The following is a 20,378-nucleotide window of genomic DNA, read 5'->3' as shown; positions in this document are numbered from 1 at the left end:
CCGTCCGTCAGTCCAGGTAGTCGCGGAGAACCTGGGAACGGGACGGGTGGCGCAGCTTCGACATGGTCTTCGACTCGATCTGACGGATGCGCTCACGCGTCACGCCGTAGACCTTGCCGATCTCGTCGAGCGTCTTCGGCTGACCGTCGGTGAGACCGAAGCGCATCGAGACCACACCCGCCTCACGCTCGCTGAGCGTGTCCAGGACGGAGTGCAGCTGCTCCTGGAGGAGGGTGAAGCTGACCGCGTCGGCGGGCACGACCGCCTCGGAGTCCTCGATGAGGTCACCGAACTCGCTGTCGCCGTCCTCACCCAGGGGGGTGTGGAGGGAGATCGGCTCACGGCCGTACTTCTGGACCTCGATGACCTTTTCAGGGGTCATGTCGAGCTCCTTGGCCAGCTCCTCCGGGGTGGGCTCGCGGCCCAGGTCCTGGAGCATCTGGCGCTGGACGCGCGCGAGCTTGTTGATGACCTCGACCATGTGCACCGGGATGCGGATGGTGCGGGCCTGGTCGGCCATCGCGCGCGTGATGGCCTGGCGGATCCACCAGGTCGCGTACGTGGAGAACTTGTAGCCCTTGGTGTAGTCGAACTTCTCGACCGCGCGGATCAGACCGAGGTTGCCCTCCTGGATCAGGTCCAGGAAGAGCATGCCGCGGCCGGTGTAGCGCTTGGCCAGGGAGACCACGAGTCGGAGGTTGGCCTCCAGCAGGTGGTTCTTGGCGCGGCGCCCGTCCTCGGCGATGATCTCCAGCTCGCGCTTGAGCTTGGGCGCGAGCTTGTCGGAGTTCGCCAGCTTGTCCTCGGCGAACAGACCCGCCTCGATGCGCTTGGCGAGCTCGACCTCCTGCTCCGCGTTGAGGAGGGGGACCTTGCCGATCTGCTTGAGATAGTCCTTGACCGGGTCGGCGGTGGCACCGGCCACCGCGACCTGCTGCGCGGGCGCGTCGTCCTCGTCCTCGTCGGACAGGACGAAGCCCTTGTTCTCGCCGGTCTCGTCCTCGTCCTCGCCGCCCTTGCCCGGGGTGGGGGTCTCGTCGACGAGGTCGTCGTCGAGCAGCTCGTCGGCGTCCTTCTTCGAGGCGGCCTTCTTGGCCACCGTCTTCTTCACGGCGGCCTTCTTGGCCACCGTCTTCTTCGCCGCCGCCTTCTTGGTGGCGGCCTTCTTCACGGGCGAGCCCATGGCGTCGTCACCGTCGCCGTACGCGTCCGTGGTGGACGCGGTCTGCCGGGCCGTGACCGTCTTGGACGCCACGGCCTTGGTGGCGGTGCGCTTCGCCGGGCTCTTCGCTGCGACGCTCTTGCGGGTGCGCTTGGGCGCCTCGGCGGCACTGACCATCAGCGTCACACCCTCCTCGTCGAGGACCTGGTTGAGGCTGCGCAGAACATTCTTCCACTGGGTTGGCGGAATCTGGTCAGCCTCGAAGGCCCGACGCACGTCGTCGCCGGCGATCTGCCCCTCGGCCTTTCCCTGCTCGATGAGCGCCATCAGAGACTCGGATTCGGCGATCTCCGGCGGGAGCGTACGGGATGTGCTGGCCGACACGAACAACCTCTCGGAACGATGGAAACGGCTTTCGGTACCGGCCTCTGGACGAGGAACCGGTTCCGACGACCGCCGGCAAGGATGAACCGACGGCGCGGGTGATGAATGCAGACGGACACAGCACCTCGGACGAGGCCGGTATTCCCTCCGCGGCTACCACCTCTTTAGTCATCGCACTGCCTCAAAGAGCGTTACGCCCAATCCCCGTGGCCCGAGTCACACCCCATAAGGGATCTAAAGGCCACTCAATCGGACAGAACGCTCCGATATGCCCCCGACCGAGCCCGGGGGCATCCCACACCGCTCACCTCTGGCGGCTCGCGCGTACGGTTCGCACGTCCGACCGTACGCGCGAACCGTACACACGGTCCGCGCGTGCGGCCCGGCCGTGCGACCCGCCGCTGCCGCTCGGGTTCAGTGCTCGCGGGGGGCCGGCACCACGCGCTCGACGTCGGGGTGGGCGACGAGCAGTTGACGCATCGCGGCTTCCGCCCCCGCGGCGTCCCCAGCGCCCACGGCGTCGACGATCCGGAGGTGATGACCCACTCCCGCTTCCGTGGGGCGGTCACAGCCGCCCGATGGCGCGCCCGAGACATGCAGGGCGGAGGAGACGATGCCCGCGAGGTGCTCCAGCATGCGGTTGCCCGCGACCTGGAGCAGCAGCGAGTGGAACTCGGCGTCGGCGCGGGAGAACGTGAGCGAGTCGCCCTGCGCCAGCGCGTGCCCCATGATCTCCGCCATGTCGGCGAGGCGCTGCTGGACTTCTTCGCGGCCATGACCGGCGGCCAGGCGGGCGGCGAGCGGCTCGATGGTCCAGCGGAGCTCGCAGAGCTCGCGGCGCTGGTCCTCGCGCTGGGGGCCGAAGGCCCGCCACTCGATGATGTCGGGGTCGAGGAGGTTCCAGTCGCTGACGGGACGGACCCGGGTGCCGACGTTGGGGCGGGCGCTGACCAGGCCCTTGGCCTCGAGGACGCGCAGGGACTCGCGGACGACGGTGCGGGAGACCTCGAACCGCTGGCCGATCTCCTCGGGGACGAGCGGGCGGTCGGCTCCCAGATCGCCGGAGACGATCATCTGTCCGAGCTGCTGGACGAGCTGGCCGTGCAGGCCTCGGCCCCGGCTGCCGGCCGCGCGGCGGCCGGCCCGGCTCAGCTCCGCCTCGCCGTCCCAGGCGGGCGAGGCCCCGCGGTCGGCCCCGGGGGCCTCCGCATAGGGGTAACGGTCAAGCTCGCCCGGACCGGAGAGGCCGGTGTCGGCGGGGCGAGCCGCGGTCATCATGGTGTGCGCAAGGGTACTCACGCCTCCTTTGTCGGCGACACCTCCAACTGCCTTGAGGTCTTTGGTGAAAAGCACACGAAAGGGTGATCGCCCATTACCTCACAATTGACGCCCAAATGGACAGAACTGGGCACTCTCCGGGGTGGCTTGAATGCGGAGCGTGACGACATTGGCGCCTGGATGCCCTGCGGGTTCCGGGGCGCGAGCGCGGCGGCGTAAGCACTTCGATGCGCGCCCTCATCGCGGTCTGCCGCGGAACACCGTGAGGACATACGCGCCGAGCAACCCCGTGAGCGACAGGGCGAGCGCCCAGCCGACGGGCTGGGACACCAGTTGCAGGGCCGCCGAGACCCCGCCGTCCACCTCGGACGGCCACTGGACCACGGCTGCCGCGCGCAGTCGCTCGGGGAGGCCGATCAGCGAACGGGCCGCAGGCTCCGACAGCGCGCTGCCCAGGACGGGCATCACCAGCGTCGGTACCGCCAGGACGGCGACCAAGCCCAGTTCGGTGGAGCGGAACAGCCCGGCGGCGAGCAGGCCGGACCAGGCGCAGCCGAGCGAGAGGCAGGCGCAGCCCGCGAGTCCGAGGCCCCACCCGGCGGGAGTGGCGGCCGCGTCGTCGCCGTAGAGCAGCCACACGGCGGCCGCGTCGAGCGTCACCGAAAGGAGCGCGAGCAGCACGGCCGCGGCACCGGTGACCACGAGCTTGGCGCCGAGCAGTCCGAGGCGGCGGGGAACCGTGCCCTGGTCGGGCGCGAGCGCGGGATAGCGGAATTCCTGGCCGAAAGAGAGTGCTCCGATGATCCCAGCGCCCAGGGCCGCCGGGGGCAGTGGCAACAGGTCCGGCCAGCCGGTGAACATCCGAGGGTCCGGCGCGCCAGTACGGGCAAGGAGAACCGAGGCGAGGAGCGACACGCCGAATGCCACGGCCGCCACGATCCAGCCGGTCCGGACCCCGGTGGCGCGCAGCAGTTCGTACCGCAGCGGCGAGACCGGGTCGGGGGCGGGAAGGAGCGGCTGAGGACGGGGCACGGGGACGGGCCGGACGGACGGAGCGAGTGCGTCAGCGGCTCCTTCCGCATCGTTCGGCCCGCCGGGGAGTTCGGCGGAGGGTTCAGCGGACGGATCGCCGAGCGGTTCGCCGGACAGCTCGGCGAGCGGTTCGTCGGCTGGTCCGCCGGGCGCCCTGTCAGGCCGGCAGCCCTGTGGGGCCGTCGCCTCGGCGCTTCCGGCTCCGGTCCGCCGGCCGTCCGCGCGGGACAGGGGTGTGACCGATCCCGTGGGCCCGGTCTCCTCGGTCAGGCGGTGAACGGGGATGCCGTGCCGGTGCGCGGTCTCGCCGACAGCGGCGCAGCTGCTGCCGTAGACCGACAGTCTGCCGCCACCCTCGTGCACGACTTCCACGGGAAGGCGGCCAGGAGGCGCGGACGCCGCGTCGGCCTCGGCCGTGAGGAGGTGGGCGAGGCGGGGTGCGGACGGCGAGCGGACGGCGACGCGGGGCCGCAGCCGGGTGCGGGCGAACGCGGCGACCTCTTGGTCTGCGACGAGCCGCCCTTGGTCGATGGTGACGACCTGATGGGCGATGCGGGCCGCTTCGCGGGCGTCACGGGAGGTGACGAGGACTGTGCCACCTTGGGTCGCGAAGCCGCGCAGCAGCCCGTGGACCCAGACGGTCTCGCGGGGCGAGAGCTCGCGTGCGGGCTCGTCGAGGATCAGGGTGTGCGGGTCGCCGAGCAGCGCGGCCGCGAGGCCCAGGCGACGGTCCATGCCGCGGGAGAACTCCCCGATGCGCTGGTCGGCGAGGCCGGTGAGGCCCACGACTTCCAGCACTTCGTCGACGCGGGCCACGGGCACGCCGGCCGCGGCGCCGAGCATGCGCAGGTGGTTCCTGGCGGTGCGGGCGGGGTGGCCCGGCACGTCGCCCAGGAGCACCCCGATCTCGCGCGTGGGGTGGGCGACGCGGTCGAGCGCGCGGCCTCGGAAAAGCGCGACGCCGCGGCCGGGATCGAGCCGGAGCATGAGCCGCAGGGCGCTGGTCTTGCCAGCTCCTTCCGCCCCGAGCAGGACGGTCAACCGCCCCGGCCGGGCCTCGAAGGTGAGGTCGTCGACGGCAAGGAGCCCGTTGCGGCGCGGGACGCTGGTGAGTCCGATGGCCTGGATCATGGCTCCTCCCGCAGGGCGTGGGACGGCTCGGCGGCACGGCCGACGGCCGGCTCGGAAACCCGAGAGGTCGCACGGCACGCGGAACGCTGGGACGTACCGGAGCACCGTAACCCGATATAACCGATTTACTACGTAATGCAGATAGTCGGTCTTGTCGTGTCACGCCCTGCGGGCGGGAGGCGTCGCTACGCCTCGGGCCGCAGCATCGGCGGATTGAGCAGAGTGGCCCCGCCCGCCCGGAAGAGCTGGGCCGGGCGCCCGCCCTGACGGGTCGTGGTCCCGCCGGTGGGCACCAGGAAGCCGGGGGTGCCGGTCACCTTGCGGTGGAAGTTGCGCGGGTCCAGGGCGACGCCCCACACCGCCTCGTACACCCGGCGCAGCTCGCCCACGGTGAACTCCTGGGGGCAGAAGGCGGTGGCCAGCGAGGAGTACTCGATCTTGGAGCGGGCGCGCTCCACTCCGTCCGCGAGGATGCGGGCGTGGTCGAAGGCCAGCGGGGCCGCCAGCTCGCCCTCGCGTCCGTAGCCGATCTCCTGGTCGAGCAACTCCTCCACGGGCGCCCAGCGCACGCTGCGCGCGTCACCACCGGGGCGCGGTGCGGGCAGATCGGGCGCCAGCGCGAGGTGCGCCACGCTGACGACCCTCATCCGCGGGTCGCGCTTGGGGTCGCCATAGGTGGCGAGCTGTTCGAGGTGGGCGGCGTTGGGCAGAGCGGGTCCCGCCGGCTCGTGGGCATGCAGCCCCGTCTCCTCCTCGAGCTCCCGGGCGGCGGCCGTCGCGAGGTCCTCGTCGCCCCGGACGAATCCGCCCGGCAGTGCCCAACGGCCCTGGTACGGAGGTTCACCGCGGCGAACGGCCAGGGCGCACAGCGCATGGCGACGCACGGTGAGCACGACCAGGTCGACGGTGACAGCGAAGGGCGGAAAGGCCGACGGGTCGTAGGGCATGACGCGATCATAGTCGTCTGCTTGACGATAAACAGGGTCTTGCGGACGTCCCGTGTACGTCGTCTCCGACAGCCTCGTGCGCATCGTCCTCACACCCCGAGTTGCAGGCCGTCGGGCGCTTCCTCGACCATGCCGAGCCCCATCCTGCTGATCCGTACGGCGAACCGCTGCTCGGCGACCCGCAGCCCGGTGAGACGCAGGGCACCCAGGGGGGCGGTGTGCAGTGGGCGGACGGCCACGGATCCGGCGGGCACATCGGGCCGTACGCCGACGAGCGCGGTCAGCAACTGCACCGTGCCCGCCGCAGCGACGGCAGCAGGACGGCAGGCTGCCGGGTGTGGCAAGGGTGCGCTGCCGGTGCTGCGCTGCTCCCCCGCGTACATCTCCGGAAGGCGGTGCCCGAATGCCTCGGCGGCGTCGACCGCGCCGCACAACAGAGCGCCGGCCTCCTTCTCATAGCCTCCGGCGGCCAGACCCGCGACAGCGACGGCCGTCTCGTGGACACGTACCGCACCGCTGCGGTGCCCGAAGGGGTTGTGTCCAGGTTCCTTCGCCCCCAGGCTGCGGAGCCCCCAGCCGGAGTCCAGGGCCGGGCTTCCGAGCAGTCTCGCCAGTTGTTCGGCCTGTACTTTGTCGAGAAGGCCGGGGGCGTGCGTCCCGGCTCCGAGCAGTCCCGTGTCGAGCAGGTGCGCGGCAGCGCTCCCCAGGTGAGGTATCCGCTGTCCTTCGGGGGTGAGGGCGGCGGCGGGGCGGCCACCGCTCAGGTCCTCCACCCAGAAGTCCTCGCGGAACCGGCGGCGCAGCCCGGCGGCCCAGCTCCGCCACTGCTCCGCCCCGGGGCGGCCGTACGCCTCCAGCAGGTCGGCGCCCAGGAGTGCCGCCCTGTGCGCGTGTGCCTGTACCTCGCAGCGGTACGGGCCCCGGGGCAGGGGGTCGGCGAGATAGCCCTCGCTTCCCACCGCTCCGCCCAGCCATTCCAGGCACCGTTCGGCGGCGGGCAGCAGTGCTTCCGTCTCACGCTCCGGCAGTCCCCACCGTCTGGCCTCGGCGAGAACGACCGGGAACAGCAGCGTCGCCTCGATGCCGGTGCAGCCGGGCGGCAGGTGCCCGCCCGCGTGGCGCAGCGCTCCTGGGATGCGTCCGCGGTCCGGGCCCGGCCCTGGGAGCTGGGTGCGGGCCAGGGTGCGCAGGGTCCCCGCCGCCAGCCGGACGCCCAGGGGCAGGGTCATCCGGGCCGCCCAGAGCCCTTCGGCGGGGGCGAGGCCGCACCGCCAGGGGACGCCTGCCGCGAGGTGGGAGTCGCCAGGTTGCTCGGGATCGCGCAGCAGCAATGCGCGAAGGTCGTCGAGGGCGGCCGCGAGCAGGGCCTCGGCACGGGGATCGTCTCCCTCTGCCTGTACGTCGCCCCATGGGACCGGGCCGGTCCTGACACGAGGGGTGGCGGCTTCGGGCGCGCGTGCCCCGCCGGGCTGCTCCGGGAGTACCCGGAGCTCGATGCTCCGGGTACTCCCGGGGGTCAGGTCGACGTCCCAGCACAGCAGCCCTGCGGATGCCAGGGCATCGTCCGGCGGGGGTTCGGCGGTGACCGCCGCCTGCACGCCGGACGCCGACCACCTCAGCCCGGAGGCGTGCACGGCGGCGGGCACCCCGGCGCCGGCCAGCCCCGCCGCTGCGGCGCCCAGCTCTGCCAGATCGGTGCCCAGGGACACCTCCACCCGGAGCCGCAGGGGGCGAACGGCGGTGCTGCGCAGGACGATGCGCTCGACCCCTTCCGCCGTACGCAGCCGCTCGACGGTGACGGCCGGGTCGGGCCCGGAGTCGGCGGCGGTGCGCACCGTGCCCACGAAGCGCGCCCGTTCCGCGGTGAGCATCCGCCCTTGCACGGGCAGCGGCTCAGAGCCGCCGACCCGTACCAAGCACCGTGCGAGGAGCCTTCTTCCGCCCCGGTAGAACCCGTCGAGCCCTTGCCCGGTCATCTGTCCGTGCTCTCCGGAAATGGCGAGGGCGGGCAGCGCGACGCAGATCAGTGACGTATGGACGGGTTGCGGACCGTGTGCGCGAGGCGTGCCGGTGCGCTGAGACGGTGCGGAGCGGCGGGTCTGCTGACCATGGGGGACGATGCCTTGCACTTGTCTGCACTCCCCTGTGGGTGTCATGGGCCGGGATGACGGACAGCTTCTGCGGCCACCCGGATGAACGGCGACGGGGCCGCCGAAGTCACGCTGTCGGCCCCGTGCTCCGTTCGTCGTGGGGTTCACTGGGGGCGGTCCTGACGGCTGCGGATGCCCTGTTGTCCACCTGTCCGCCGGGTGTGCGCCCTACCGGCAGGACCGTTCGGCCCGCCGGGGCGGATGTTTCCCGCGGGCTTGCCCGTCCTGGCCTTGCGCCGCGGCACGACCGGCCCCGGCGGGGTGTCCGTCGCGGCGGCGTCACCGCGGGTCTCTTCCTCGGCCACGGCCCTGCGCAGGGCGCGGTCCGCTTGCTCCCCTCGAAGACAGCGACGCAGGGGCTCCGGGTCGAGCCCTTCGTTGCAGGCCCGGTGGAGGAGCTGGGCGAAGAGGTATTCGGGGTCGAGACGCAGCGCGTAGCCGAGGGCGACCCGTGCTTCGAGCTTGTCGTCGGCCGACCATGCGACCCAGCCCGCGAGGGTGACGGGGGCTGCGGCGTGTTCCTCGTACGGGGGCACGCACCGGCGGGCGACGGCGCGCCACAGCCGCAGCGCGGCAGGTGCGTCCGGCCCCTCCATCCACTCCGCTGCGCGGTCCCGGGTGACACGGTCCTGCATGCCGATGATGATCGCCGCGGCTTCCCGCGCGGTGAGGAGGGAGTCGTCGCGCTCGTCCGATTCCGCCCGGCCGCCGAGCGGGGCGGTGCCGTGGAACCTGTTCATGGTCAGACGGGCCAGGTCCAGCGTCTCCTGGCGCACGGTTTCACAGTCGGCGCTGCGGAGGATGCGGGGCACGAGGGCCATCGCCGCGGCGTCGAGCGCCTGCTGTTGCTCGTCGGCACGGGCGCCGGTGAGCGGTGCGTAGCGGGCTTCCATCTGGCTGAGGGAGCCGCGCATCTCCATGCCCGCGTAGGTGGCGGCCGCCGCGATGACCGAGGTGCCGGGGAGCGCGAGGGGGGTGCCCTCCGCGGGGCAGCAGCGCGGATCGGGGCAGCAGTAGGACCAGAAGCGGCCGTCGGAGATGCACAGGGCCTCGTACACGGGCATGGCGAGGCGGCCGCACGCTTGGCGCAGCGCCCGGGCGAGCGGGCGCAGCCGGTCCATCACGAGCTGCCCGGTCTCGTCCGTGGCCGGGTCCTGGCAGAGGAACAGGACGACGCCGTCGGGGCGGGCTCCACGCTTGTTGCTTCCGGTGACGAGGGTCTCGGCGAGCTGCTCGCTGATGTCGGGCCACTCCTCGCGGGAGTGCGGGATGCCGAGCCTGAGTCGGCCGCCGAAGCGGCCGCGCTCGCCGTGGAGCGCGACCATGACGACACTGTCGTCCGGGATGAAGCCCAGCAAGTACGGCAGGGCGTCGGCCAGTTCGGCCGGGCTGCGGAGGGTGACCTCCTGTTCCGCGCGCGGCCCCGAGGCGGCGGACGCAGCGGTGGTGGAGGAGGGGAACGGGCGGGCTGAGTCGTTGTGCTTGGTCATGGCCAGAGAGTCCCGTGAACCCGCCGAGGCCCGCCAGGCCTGTGGATAACTCTCGAATATTGTCGTACTAACTTTGTGGGCGAGGTTTTCCACAGGATCGTGGTCGCGGTCGCGCGATGTCAGTGGCCTCGTGTTGCATGGGGGCATGACCAACGAAGACCTCCGCGCCTCGGCCGACGCAGTCCTGGCCCGTCTCGTCGGAGACACCACAGGCACTGCGAGACTGCGCGAGGATCAGTGGCGCGCGATCGAGGCGCTGGTCGCCCACCACCGCCGCGCGCTGGTCGTCCAGCGGACCGGCTGGGGCAAATCCGCCGTGTACTTCGTCGCGACCGCGCTGCTGCGCCAACGCGGCAGCGGCCCGACAGTGATCGTCTCGCCGCTCCTTGCCCTGATGCGCAATCAGGTGGATGCGGCCGCGCGCGCAGGCATCCACGCGCGCACGATCAATTCCGCGAACACCGAGGAATGGGACACCATCCAGGCGGAGGTGGCCGCGGGCGATGTGGATGTGCTGCTCGTCTCGCCGGAGCGCCTCAACAACCCCGACTTCCGTGATCAGGTCCTGCCCAAGCTCGCGGCCGCCACCGGCCTGCTGGTGGTCGATGAGGCCCACTGCATCTCCGACTGGGGCCACGACTTCCGGCCCGACTACCGGCGGCTGCGCACCATGCTCGCCGACCTGCCCCCCGACGTGCCCGTGCTCGCGACGACCGCCACCGCGAACGCGCGCGTCACCGCGGATGTCGCCGAGCAGCTGGGTACGGGCGAGGGTTCGGAAAAGGCGCTGGTCCTGCGCGGGCCGCTGGACCGGGAGAGTCTGAGCCTGGGCGTCCTGCAGCTGCCCGACGCCGCGCACCGGCTGGCATGGCTAGCCGACCACCTCGGCGAGCTCCCCGGGTCCGGGATCATCTACACGCTCACTGTCGCCGCCGCCGAAGAGGTCACGGCGTTCCTGCGCCACCGCGGCCACACCGTCGCCTCGTACACCGGCAAGACCGAGAACGCCGATCGTCAGCAGGCGGAGGACGACCTGCTGGCCAACCGGGTCAAGGCGCTGGTCGCCACGTCCGCGCTCGGCATGGGATTCGACAAGCCGGATCTGGGGTTCGTGGTCCACCTGGGCTCCCCCTCGTCCCCCATCGCCTACTACCAGCAGGTCGGCCGCGCCGGGCGCGGAGTGGAACACGCGGAAGTGCTGCTCCTGCCGGGCCGCGAGGACGAGGCCATCTGGAAGTACTTCGCCTCCCTCGCCTTCCCCTCGGAGGGCATGGTGCGCCGCACCCTCGATGTGCTGGCCGCGTCCGACCGCCCCGTGTCTCTGCCCGCTCTGGAACCACAGGTGGAGCTGCGCCGCTCGCGTCTGGAGACGATGCTCAAGGTCCTCGACGTGGACGGCGCGGTGCAGCGGGTACGCGGCGGCTGGACGGCGACGGGCCGACCGTGGGTCTACGACGCCGAACGCTATGCCTGGGTCGCGCGGCAGCGTGAGGCGGAGCAACAGGCGATGCGGGATTACGTCAACACGACGGAATGCCGGATGGAGTTCCTGCGGCGGCAGCTCGACGACGAGCAGGCGGCCCCGTGCGGGCGTTGCGACAACTGCGCCGGGCCCCGGTTCACCGCCGAGGTGTCCGCCACGGCTCTGGACGCGTCGCGGGGTGAACTGGGGCGTCCGGGCGTGGAGGTGGAGCCGCGGCGGATGTGGCCGACGGGGATGGCCTCGGTCGGCGTGGATCTCAAGGGCCGTATCCCCGCGGGGGAGCAGGCCGCCACGGGCCGGGCTCTCGGCCGGCTGTCCGACATCGGCTGGGGAAACCGGCTGCGGCCGCTCCTCGCCCCGCAGACACCGGACGGCCCCGTTCCGGACGATGTGGTGGACGCCGTGGTGACGGTGCTGGCCGACTGGGCGCGTGGGCCGGGCGGTTGGGCCTCCGGCGCACCCGACGCCACCGGCCGGCCGGTGGGTGTCGTCACCATCGCCTCCCGCACCCGGCCCCGGCTGATCCAGTCCCTGGGCGAGCGCATCTCCGCGATCGGCCGGATGCCGCTGCTGGGCACGGTCGAGTACCGGGACACGGAGGCGGACACCCGGCTGCCGCGCACCAACAGTGCTCAGCGTCTGCGGGCGTTGGACGGGGTGTTGACGGTGCCTCCGGTGCTCGCCGCGACCCTGGCCACGGCGGGCGGCCCCGTTCTGCTCGTGGACGACCTGTCCGATACGGGCTGGACGCTGGCCGTGGCCGCGAGGCTGCTGCGGCGGTCCGGGGCGACCGAGGTACTCCCGTTGGTCCTCGCGGTACAGGGCTGACCACGCGTGACGAGTCAGGCGGCTGGGCAAGGATAGGGGGCGCACGGCGCGCGCAGGGGGGCAGTGGCGTCAAACGATCGTTGCCGCGCTCCGGCGCGGCCGGGAGAATTGGACCCGCTCCCACCCCCGTCCGTCCGTGACCCGCCGGGCTGACGCGGTGGTGCGCACCCTTGCCCGATGGCCGCCCGCGCCCTCGCATGGGCACGCAGACGAAGGGAGGATCATGACCTTCGGCTTCGCTCCCCCGCCCGCCGACTCCGGTCCCCGGCTGGGACGGCTGCTGGAGCCCGCCGAATGGGCCGCGGCCGGGATCCCGCTGCTGCGCAACCCACGTGAGCTGATAACTGGTCTGCACGCGCGCCACCTGCCGTCGCCGACGACGGCGGTCGTCGCCGTACTCGACCCCGACGACCGGCTCGTGGCGAGCGCGTCCTTCACCCGACGGTCCGTTTCGGCCGATGGCTGGGAGCTCCGCAACGCGCTCCTCGCGCAATTGCGCCAGGTGATTCCGCACGACCTCCGTCGGCGCACTCCGGTGCGCACCGCTGTACTGCTCTACTGCCGGGAGGGCGAGGCCCATTGGACCGAGGAGGACGGCGCCTGGATGTGGGGCCTGCGTGACGCCTGCACCCTGCACGGTCTGCGCTGTGGCGCATACATCACGCTGACCACGAGCGGCTGGCGGATATTCGGCGAGGGGCGCACCGGACGGCGTCCGCACTCACCTGTGTACCGGACGGCGCCGCTGGTGTCCGACGACGAGGTGTCCGAGGTGGGGCCTCGGACGGCGGCCGGCTGACCTGCCCCTCCAAGGGGCAGCGGTCCGGTGCGAACCCCGCGGTCACCGTCGCCTCCAGGGCCGGGTGACCGCCGGGTCCGTATCTCAGACGCCTGCCGGGAGAAGGGTGCCGACCAGTTGCGAGTCGCCGCAGACGATCAGCAGCCCACCGGCGCGTTCCAGCGCGGCGGAAAGGACACCGTTCACCGCGACATCCTCGTCGCTGTTGACGGCTACGACCACGATCGGACGGCGGCCGGCGCGGCTCGCGTCGGCGCTCGCGTAGAAGACATCGTCACGGGCGTCGTGCTGCGCCCAGTACGACGCCTCGCCGAAGGACAGCTCGTGCGCTGCCCACGGGTGCTGTTCGCCGGTGGTGAGGACCAGGATCTCGCCGGGTTCGCGGCCGGTGTCGAGCAGCAGGTCGACGGCCTCGTCCGCGGCGTCCAGCGCGCCCTGCGCGGAGGCCGGGATGAGCTGGATCTGCGGACCGGTGGCGGGGGTGTCCGTCACCGCGGCGTGCGAGACGCGCGGGGGCGGAGCCGGGACCGGACCACGGTGGGAACCGGGGCTGCCGGGCCGCACCGGGGCCGGACGGGGGCCAGGGACAGGACGGGGGGTCTGCGCGCCGCGGCCAGGGGCCGGAACCGCGCGGGGACCCGGGACACTCTCGTGAATCTGAGGCTCCTCGGTGATGAGAGGCGTGAATTGATGTCTATCAAACGCCGGTGCGGGACGCGTCGGCGGGTGGCGGCGGGTGCCGCTCAGAAGTCGAAACCGAGTTGGCCACCGGCCTCCAGAGCAAGTGCCTCCGGGGCGCTGCGCGCCCGCTTGAGGTGCTGCCACCTGGGCAGCGCGTCGAGATAGGACCAGGACAGCCGGTGGTACGGGGTGGGGCCCAGCGCCTCCAGGGCGGCGCGGTGCACCGGCGAGGGATATCCGGCGTTGTCGCAGAAGCCGAAGTCCGTGTATTCAGCGCCCAGTTCGGCCATGATGGCATCGCGCCGCACCTTGGCGATCACGGACGCGGCGGCGACGACCACGCAGGACTGGTCGCCCTTGATGACCGTGCGGACCTTCCAGGGCTCCCCGAGGTAGTCGTGCTTGCCGTCGAGGATCACCGCGTCGGGCCGCACGGGCAGGGCTTCCAGGGCACGGGAGGCTGCCAGCCGCAGTGCCGCCGTCATGCCCAGTTCGTCGATCTCCTGTGGGGAGGAGTGGCCCAGCGCGTGGGCGGTGACCCAGCCCTCCAGCTGCTCCGCGAGCGCGGTGCGCCGCTTGGGGGTCAGCAGCTTGGAGTCGGTGAGGCCCTCCGGGGGCCGGCGCAGACCGGTGACGGCCGCGCACACGGTGACCGGTCCGGCCCAGGCCCCGCGGCCGACCTCGTCGACCCCGGCGACGACCTTGGCTCCGGTCGTGGCGCGCAGGGAGCGCTCGACGGTGTGGGTAGGCGGTTCGTACGGCATGGCGCCAGCAAGCGTACGCCCCTGCCCGCGGCCGGAGTAGCCCCGCCCCCTCCCCTTTTCGTCTCTTCTTCCTGTCGGGTCAGCCCACAGCGGTCGGCAGCCAGCCGGGAAGCCCTTCGGTGCGCTCCAGCCAGCCCTCGGGCGGAGTGCCCTGTTCCGCCGCCGCGACGACTCCGCCGACGATGGCGCAGTTGGTGTCCACGTCGCCGCCCACCTGCGCGGTCGTCCAGAACGCGGTCTCGAAGGAGCCGAGGTTGCGGGCGGCTGCCCACAGGGCGAACGGCACCGTGTCATGGGCGCTGGTACGGCGTCCGCAGCCGAGGACGGCGGCGACGGTCTGGGCGTCGCCGTAGTCGAGCATGTCGCGGGCACGCCGCAGTCCCGCCTGGACCGCGCTGCGCGGGACGAGCGCGATGACCCCGTCCAGGAGGGTCTCCGGGGCGACGGGGCCACTGGGGGCTGCGGCGATCGCGGCCGCGGCGGCCACGGCCATGCTCCCGGCCACGGCCTCGCGGTGCTGGTGGGTGGTGTACGACGAGATCTCCGCCTGGTGCGTGGCCTGTTCCGGGTCGTCCGCGTACCAGGCGCCGAGCGGGGCGATACGCATGGCGGCACCGTTGCCCCAGGAGCCCTGGCCGTTGAACAGGGCGGCGGCCAGCTCCCGCCAGTCGCCCCCCTCCCTGATCAGGCGCAGCATGCGATTGACCGCCGGGCCGTAGCCTCGGTCGAAGTCGTGGTGCTCGGCGAAGGAGCGGGCGAGAGCGTCCTGGTCGACGCGGCCGTGTTCGGCGAGGACGGCCAGCACGGAGCAGGCCATCTCGGTGTCGTCGGTCCACTGCCAGGGGGAGGGCGGCAGCTCGCGGCGTTTGAGGGACGGGTAGTTGGCGGGGACGAAGAACTGGGAGCCGAGGGCGTCACCCAGGGCCAGCCCGCGCAGGCTCCCCAGGGCTCGGTGGAATCGGTCAGCGGTCATCGCAGCGAACTCTAACCGGTGAAGCCGTACGGTTCGGGGGTGCACCAGCGCTCGAACGGGCGGTCCAGGTGGTAGCGGCCGTCGGTCCCGAGGAGCAGGGCGCGGGTCTCCCCGTTGCCCGGGTTCGACAGGCACTCGAACTCGGCGACGGTCCAGTGCAGCCAGCGCATGCAGAACAGCCGCATGGTCAGACCGTGGGTGACCAGCAGGACGTTCGGCGGGTGCCCGGGGTCCTCGAAGCTGCGCCACAGGCTCTCGAGGAAGGCCCCGACGCGGTCGTACACATCGGCGCCGGACTCGCCTTGGGCGAAGCGGTAGAAGAAGTGCCCGTAGGCGTCGCGGTACGCCTTCTGCCTGCGGACGTCCGCGGGGTCCTGCCAGTTGCCCCAGTCCTGCTCGCGCAGGCGCGGCTCCTCACGGACCCGGACCCTGCCCGGGTCGAGCCCCAGGGCGTGGAACGTCTGGTGCGTACGGCGGTAGGGGGAGACGTACGCGGACACCTGCTCGTCCCCGAACATCTCGCGCAGCCGGACACCGGCCTCCCTGGCCTGCTTACGGCCCTTTTCGGTCAGGCTCAGGGCGTGGTCGGGCTCCCGTTCGTAAACGGTGTCGTCGACATTGCCCACCGATTCTCCGTGGCGGATGAGAACGATGCGTCGGGGCCGTGGCATGCCGCCACCCTAGATCGGGCGCGAGCCTTCCGCCGTGCGTCACCTCGCCACAAGCGGCCGACCTGCCCGTATCTCCTGGCGGCGACCGGTGAACCGGCTGCTCAGCAGCCTGTCGTGGGAGACCACGACCAGGGCTCCGGGCCACTCGGCGAGAGCCTGCTCCAACTGCCCGACCAGGCCGAGGGCGAGGTGGTTGGTGGGTTCGTCGAGCAGGAGCAGGTCCGCCGGGCGGGCAAGCATGCGGGCGAGATCCAGACGGCGGCGCTGCCCGACCGAGAGCGAGCCGACCGGCACATGGAGATCCCGCTCGCGGAAGAGTCCGTACGAGAGAAGGCGCTCACGGCGCTCCTCCTCGGTCCCTGGCAGGCCGCGCCCGAAGGCGGTGAGCAGCCGCTCGGCACGGTGGTTCAGGGGCGACTCCTGGGCGAGGTGGCCGATGCTCCCCCGTCGGCGCACCGTGCCGGTGTCGGGTTCGATCACCCCCGCGAGGACCTTCAGCAGGGTGGACTTGCCCGCGCCGTTGGCGCCATGGATCAGGAGCCGCTCGCCCGCGTGGATCCGCAGCGAGTCGACGGCGAGCCGGTCCCCGACCCGCACCCGGTCCAGGTCGACGAGGACGCCCTCGACGCCGCCGGTCGACGGCCGGGCGGTGAAGCGCAGCGGCTCCGGCGGGCGGGGCACCGGATTCCCCTCCAGTCGGCGCAGCCGCACCTGGGCGTTGCGCACCCGGCTGGAGACGGAGGACTGGACGCGGCCCTTGTCCCGGTCGTAGGCCATCTTGTTGCCGTCCTTCATGGCCCGCCCATGGGCGACACGTTGCCCGGTGGTGGAGGCCGTCTCGGCGAGTGCCGCGGTCTCGGTGCACCACTGCTCGTACGCCTGCTCCCAGCGGCGACGGGCGGCCGCCTGCTCCATGACGAATCCGGTGTAGCCGCCGCCGTAGCGGACAAGGGCCTTCCGGTCTGCGTCGACCTCGACCAGAGCGGTGGCGACGCGCTCCAGGAAGACGCGGTCGTGGGAGACGGCGAGCACGGTGCCGGGGTGGGCCCGTACGGCTTCTTCGAGCCAGGTCAGCGCATCGCCGTCCAGGTGGTTGGTGGGTTCGTCCAGCAGCATGACCTCGGGTGCGGCCGCGATGAGACAAGCCAGGCTCAACCGGGCCTGTTCACCACCGGACAGGCCGCCCAACGGTCGCTCCCGCTCGATGTGGGCGAGCCCGAGGGCGTGCAGGGCCTTGTCGACCCGGGCGTCGGCCTCATAGCCGCCGCGCGCCTCGAAGGCCGTCAGGAGCTCCCCGTATTCGGCGAGCCCCTCGGGCCCGGCGGCGTCCAGACCGGCCTCCAGCTCGTGGAGCCGGTGCTCCATGGTGCGCAGTTCGGCGAGCGCCGCGTCGATCGCGTGGCCCACCGTGCGGTCGGGCGGGAGCGAGAGTGTCTGCCCCAGAAGACCGATGCCGCCCTCCGAGGTCGCCACGACCACGCCGTCGTCGGGCCGCTCGGCACCGGCGATGAGCTTGAGCAGGGTGGACTTGCCCGCGCCGTTCTCTCCGACGACGCCGATCCGCTCACCCGGCCGCACGGAGAAGGACACGTCGTCGAGAAGCCGACGATCTCCTCGGGACACGGATACACCGCGCAGGGAAAGCTGAGTGGGCATACGAGCCTCCAAGGGAGATCGGCACCGTGAGCGGGAGGAACGCTCACGGGAGCGCGACCGACCACTCAAACGCAACACAAGTTGCGTTACCCTCAGCATGGCACGACTCCCCGACTAACGCAACAGGAGTTGCAGTTGACTTCCGAGACGCCCCCCTCCCAGTCTCCGGGCACCGTCCGCCCCGGCGGTCGCACCGCCCGCACCCGTGCCGCCGTACGCGACGCCGTCCTCGCCGGACTGGTCGAGAGCGGATACCCGGGCCTGACGGTCGAATACGTGGCCGAGCACTCGGGCGTCCACAAGACCACGCTCTACAGGCGCTGGGGCGGGATCGAAGGCCTGGTCGCGGACGCCCTCGAGCTCGCGGGCGAGGACAGCTGGACCCCGCCCGACACCGGTTCCCTCCACGGCGATCTGCGCGCCCTGGCCCAGGAGATCGTCGACAGCTTCACCGACCCCGCGGCAGCTGCCGCCCCGGCTGCCTTCATCGCCGCGGCCTTCCAATCCGCCCATGCGGCCGACGCTCTGCGCCGCTTCTACAGCGAGCGCTTCGCGCGCTGTGCCCCTCTGGTCGCGCGGGCCGTCGACCGCGGCGAGGCGCCTTCCGGCACCGACCCCGGCGCTCTCGCCCGCGCTGTCTCGGCGCCGCTGTTCCTCAGACTGTTCATCACTCGGGAGCCCATCGGCGCAGCCGACGCCGGCCAGGCCGCCGACGCGGCCCTCGCCGCGGCACGCGAGGGGGTCTATGCCAGGCGCGCCTGACCCCGACCGGCGACGGGTGCGTGCCGGTCATACCGTCCAGGACGGTTCTATGGCGACGATGTCGCCCCCGACCGCGGCCACATCCGCCTCGGTCTGCGCCCGCAGGGCGAGCCGTTCCAGCCGGTCCACCCGGTATTTTCCGTACTCCGCGCCGGAGTTCCACATCGACAGCACCAGGAACTCCTGGCCGGGCGCCTCCCCGAACACTCCGCGCAGCATCCCCGGGGAGCCGGCCATCGCCGGGTTCCACACCTTCTCCTGCATGAGCGTGAAGTGCTCGACGCGGTCCTCGCGGACACGGCAATGGGCGATCCGCATCACGTCCGCGTCCGCGAACTGCGGCCGGAATCCCACTTTCACATCGCACCGGTGCTCGAACAGCCTCACCTGGGTGTTCTTGAACGTGCCGGCCTGCGCGGCCGCCAGCCGGTCGTGGGAGCGCGCCATGAACGAGTCGTAGAACGCCCTGCTCTCCCAGAAACCGAAGAGGTGCGCCACTTGGGGACGCCCCCTGCTCCAGCCCCCGCCCTGCCCCCGGAACCCCGGTTCGCCGAGCAACCCCGCCCATTTCCGCTGCCCCCGCTCGAACCCGCGGCGGTCCACCACGGTGCAGCGAATCCACTTGACCAGCACCGCGCCATCGTACGGTGCTGACAGCAGCGCGTAATCACGTACCGGATGAGTACACCCGCGCGAGCGTCGCGGCGTCCGCCTCACTGAGCTCGATCCGGAACTCCAGCTTCAGGAGTTCTGCCAACTCCTCGGGCTTCACCGTCTTTTGCTCGACAGTGCCATTGGAGTGCGCCACCGAGAACGACGAGCCCACCAGGCTCCGGCGCACGCCCGGCTCCGTCCGCTGCACCACAGCGCGGGAGACGAACGGCGATCGCGGATGGGTCGCCGTGTAATGGTTCATCACCGCGCAGTCGGCGGGGAAACGGGGCTCCGCGCCGAAGGCGTACAGGTCGAACCAGCCGTCCGGATGGAGCGAGCGCAGCACGTACGTCCCCTCCGGCTCACGTACGATCCCGAACGTCCAGTCACCATGCAGCGCCTGCGCACCGTCACGCAGCGGCAGCGGCTCCAGCAGCCCCTCCCCGCCGAATCCGACGTCGCACAGCCACGGAGTGCCGTCCACCTCGACCTTCAGGGCCAGGTGCGTGACGGCGCGCAGTTTGTCGCTCCCGTTGCGGATCCGCGCGCCGATTCCGGTGACGGCGAAGCCGATGTTCTCCAGAACGGCGGCCATCAGAAGGTTCTGTTCGTGGCAGTAGCCTCCGCGGGTCCCGGCGACCATCTTGTGCTGCAGAGCCCCGATCTCCAGCAGGACCGGCCGGCCGAGCAGGATGTCCAGGTTCTCGAAAGGGAAGGCGGCCACGTGCGCACGGTGCAGCGCCCGGAGCGTCGCCGGATCCGGCTGCGGCGCCCCCTCGAAGCCGACGCGCCGCAGATAGGCGTTCAGGTCCAGTTCGCTGCCGCTCCATATGGACTCGTTCATGCCGCCGCCCGCTTCCCCTGTCGCCCATTTCCGATCCGTACGCGCATCCGCGCGACCTCAATGATCATTCAGCTGCGGAGAGCAGTACCGCGGCAGCGGCACGCGCCTGGTGGGCCGCCGCGGGCGCACCGGTGACCGCCGCCGTGGCGATGGCCCCGTCGACCAGGACCGCCAGCTGATCGGCCAGCGGCTCCGGGGCCTCGAATCCGGCGTCGCGGACGAGGTGGAGCAGGTATCGGCGCACCTCGGCCTTGTGGTCGCGCGCGGCATCGGCGACCGCCGGCGAGCCCGTGCCCATCTCGCCGAACGCGTTGAGGAACGCGCAACCCCGGAACCCGGGCTCACCGAACCAGTCGTACAGCCAGTCGAAAACCGCGAGAGGGCGGTCCCGGTCGACAGGCCGGAGTTCCACACGGTCGGCCAACTCGGTCCGCCAGCGCCGGTCACGACGCCGCAGATACGCCTCCACCAGAGCCTCCTTGGACGGAAAGCACTGATAGAGGCGCTTGAGGGAGACGCCGGACGCGCCGCGGATCCGGTCCATTCCCACCGCCTGCACACCGTGTTCGTAAAAGAGCGCCTCCGCTGCGTCGAGCACCCGATCCTCGGTACCGGCGATTTCCATGTCACTCCCGACTGACGAAGGGCTGGCGGAGAACTAGCGAAGAGAACGATCGTTCTCTAGGCTA

17 protein-coding genes are annotated in these 20,378 nt (G+C 71.8%); 3 read left to right on the top strand and 14 right to left on the bottom strand.

Annotated elements, in window-relative coordinates:
* Positions 1-7 precede the first annotated feature (7 nt).
* From ACWD4A_RS17210 to ACWD4A_RS17185, 6 genes are all read right to left on the bottom strand, one after another.
* Positions 8-1,546 (bottom strand): RNA polymerase sigma factor, encoded by a 1,539-nt coding sequence (locus ACWD4A_RS17210; RefSeq protein ID WP_451194632.1) that lies wholly within the window; start codon positions 1,544-1,546, stop codon positions 8-10.
* Positions 1,547-1,960: 414 nt separating this feature from the next.
* The gene (locus tag ACWD4A_RS17205) at positions 1,961-2,899 is read right to left on the bottom strand and encodes a FadR/GntR family transcriptional regulator (RefSeq protein WP_451194630.1); all 939 of its coding nucleotides are present in this window, start codon (positions 2,897-2,899) and stop codon (positions 1,961-1,963) included.
* A 162-nt stretch (positions 2,900-3,061) separates the two neighbouring features.
* Complete coding sequence (locus ACWD4A_RS17200; protein ID WP_451194629.1) at positions 3,062-4,987, bottom strand: ABC transporter ATP-binding protein; 1,926 nt, start codon at positions 4,985-4,987, stop codon at positions 3,062-3,064.
* A 185-nt stretch (positions 4,988-5,172) separates the two neighbouring features.
* Positions 5,173-5,934 carry an NUDIX hydrolase gene (locus tag ACWD4A_RS17195; RefSeq protein WP_451194628.1) on the bottom strand — a complete coding sequence of 254 codons (762 nt, stop codon included), beginning with the start codon at positions 5,932-5,934 and terminating at the stop codon, positions 5,173-5,175.
* 89 nt (positions 5,935-6,023) lie between these two features.
* Positions 6,024-8,090 carry a glycogen debranching N-terminal domain-containing protein gene (locus ACWD4A_RS17190; RefSeq protein WP_451194627.1) on the bottom strand — a complete coding sequence of 689 codons (2,067 nt, stop codon included), beginning with the start codon at positions 8,088-8,090 and terminating at the stop codon, positions 6,024-6,026.
* A gap of 98 nt (positions 8,091-8,188) precedes the next feature.
* Positions 8,189-9,574: a DUF4192 domain-containing protein gene (locus ACWD4A_RS17185; RefSeq protein ID WP_451194625.1), complete on the bottom strand. Its 1,386-nt coding sequence runs from the start codon at positions 9,572-9,574 to the stop codon at positions 8,189-8,191.
* Between the two features lie 145 nt (positions 9,575-9,719).
* Between ACWD4A_RS17185 and ACWD4A_RS17180 the strand changes: the two genes are divergently transcribed.
* Positions 9,720-11,885 (top strand): RecQ family ATP-dependent DNA helicase, encoded by a 2,166-nt coding sequence (locus ACWD4A_RS17180; RefSeq protein ID WP_451194623.1) that lies wholly within the window; start codon positions 9,720-9,722, stop codon positions 11,883-11,885.
* Positions 11,886-12,108: 223 nt separating this feature from the next.
* Positions 12,109-12,684, top strand: a complete 576-nt coding sequence (locus ACWD4A_RS17175; protein ID WP_451194621.1) for a hypothetical protein — start codon at positions 12,109-12,111, stop codon at positions 12,682-12,684.
* Between the two features lie 84 nt (positions 12,685-12,768).
* Here the strand turns inward: ACWD4A_RS17175 and ACWD4A_RS17170 are convergent, their stop codons facing one another.
* The 5 genes from ACWD4A_RS17170 to abc-f all read right to left on the bottom strand — a co-directional run bounded on the left by ACWD4A_RS17170 (position 12,769) and on the right by abc-f (position 17,429).
* Entirely contained in the window at positions 12,769-13,359 is a 591-nt protein-coding gene (locus ACWD4A_RS17170; RefSeq protein ID WP_451194660.1) for a hypothetical protein, read from the bottom strand.
* 68 nt (positions 13,360-13,427) lie between these two features.
* Positions 13,428-14,129: a ribonuclease HII gene (locus ACWD4A_RS17165; RefSeq protein WP_451194620.1), complete on the bottom strand. Its 702-nt coding sequence runs from the start codon at positions 14,127-14,129 to the stop codon at positions 13,428-13,430.
* A gap of 79 nt (positions 14,130-14,208) precedes the next feature.
* Positions 14,209-15,102, bottom strand: a complete 894-nt coding sequence (locus tag ACWD4A_RS17160; protein WP_451194619.1) for an ADP-ribosylglycohydrolase family protein — start codon at positions 15,100-15,102, stop codon at positions 14,209-14,211.
* Positions 15,103-15,113: 11 nt separating this feature from the next.
* Entirely contained in the window at positions 15,114-15,773 is a 660-nt protein-coding gene (locus tag ACWD4A_RS17155; protein WP_451194617.1) for a histidine phosphatase family protein, read from the bottom strand.
* 39 nt (positions 15,774-15,812) lie between these two features.
* The gene (abc-f, locus tag ACWD4A_RS17150) at positions 15,813-17,429 is read right to left on the bottom strand and encodes a ribosomal protection-like ABC-F family protein (protein WP_451194615.1); all 1,617 of its coding nucleotides are present in this window, start codon (positions 17,427-17,429) and stop codon (positions 15,813-15,815) included.
* 135 nt (positions 17,430-17,564) lie between these two features.
* On the opposite strand from abc-f, the gene ACWD4A_RS17145 reads away from it, so the two are divergent.
* On the top strand, positions 17,565-18,191 hold the full coding sequence (locus ACWD4A_RS17145) for a TetR-like C-terminal domain-containing protein (RefSeq protein ID WP_451194613.1): 627 nt from the start codon (positions 17,565-17,567) through the stop codon (positions 18,189-18,191).
* A gap of 27 nt (positions 18,192-18,218) precedes the next feature.
* On the opposite strand, the gene ACWD4A_RS17140 is transcribed toward ACWD4A_RS17145, so the two are convergent.
* The 3 genes from ACWD4A_RS17140 to ACWD4A_RS17130 form a co-directional block, all read right to left on the bottom strand.
* A complete protein-coding gene (locus tag ACWD4A_RS17140) occupies positions 18,219-18,824 on the bottom strand; it encodes a YdbC family protein (RefSeq protein ID WP_451194611.1) in 606 nt (201 codons plus the stop codon).
* Positions 18,825-18,858: 34 nt separating this feature from the next.
* On the bottom strand, positions 18,859-19,689 hold the full coding sequence (locus ACWD4A_RS17135) for an arylamine N-acetyltransferase family protein (protein WP_451194609.1): 831 nt from the start codon (positions 19,687-19,689) through the stop codon (positions 18,859-18,861).
* A 64-nt stretch (positions 19,690-19,753) separates the two neighbouring features.
* Positions 19,754-20,314, bottom strand: coding sequence for a TetR/AcrR family transcriptional regulator (locus ACWD4A_RS17130; protein ID WP_451194608.1), 561 nt, complete (start codon positions 20,312-20,314; stop codon positions 19,754-19,756).
* Between the last annotated feature and the right edge of the window lie 64 nt (positions 20,315-20,378).

Source organism: Streptomyces sp. NPDC002537 (assembly GCF_053594975.1).
This window is presented reverse-complemented; position numbering and strand designations above follow the sequence as displayed.

Bases quoted from the DNA above. Each gene is read 5' to 3' on its own strand.
- ACWD4A_RS17200 (WP_451194629.1), bottom strand. From the start codon at position 4,987: ATGATCCAGGCCATCGGACTCACCAGCGTCCCGCGCCGCAACGGGCTC.
- ACWD4A_RS17195 (WP_451194628.1), bottom strand. From the start codon at position 5,934: ATGCCCTACGACCCGTCGGCCTTTCCGCCCTTCGCTGTCACCGTCGAC.
- ACWD4A_RS17190 (WP_451194627.1), bottom strand. From the start codon at position 8,090: ATGACACCCACAGGGGAGTGCAGACAAGTGCAAGGCATCGTCCCCCAT.
- ACWD4A_RS17185 (WP_451194625.1), bottom strand. From the start codon at position 9,574: ATGACCAAGCACAACGACTCAGCCCGCCCGTTCCCCTCCTCCACCACC.
- ACWD4A_RS17180 (WP_451194623.1), top strand. From the start codon at position 9,720: ATGACCAACGAAGACCTCCGCGCCTCGGCCGACGCAGTCCTGGCCCGT.
- ACWD4A_RS17175 (WP_451194621.1), top strand. From the start codon at position 12,109: ATGACCTTCGGCTTCGCTCCCCCGCCCGCCGACTCCGGTCCCCGGCTG.
- ACWD4A_RS17165 (WP_451194620.1), bottom strand. From the start codon at position 14,129: ATGCCGTACGAACCGCCTACCCACACCGTCGAGCGCTCCCTGCGCGCC.
- ACWD4A_RS17160 (WP_451194619.1), bottom strand. From the start codon at position 15,102: ATGACCGCTGACCGATTCCACCGAGCCCTGGGGAGCCTGCGCGGGCTG.
- ACWD4A_RS17155 (WP_451194617.1), bottom strand. From the start codon at position 15,773: ATGCCACGGCCCCGACGCATCGTTCTCATCCGCCACGGAGAATCGGTG.
- abc-f (WP_451194615.1), bottom strand. From the start codon at position 17,429: ATGCCCACTCAGCTTTCCCTGCGCGGTGTATCCGTGTCCCGAGGAGAT.
- ACWD4A_RS17135 (WP_451194609.1), bottom strand. From the start codon at position 19,689: ATGAACGAGTCCATATGGAGCGGCAGCGAACTGGACCTGAACGCCTAT.
- ACWD4A_RS17130 (WP_451194608.1), bottom strand. From the start codon at position 20,314: ATGGAAATCGCCGGTACCGAGGATCGGGTGCTCGACGCAGCGGAGGCG.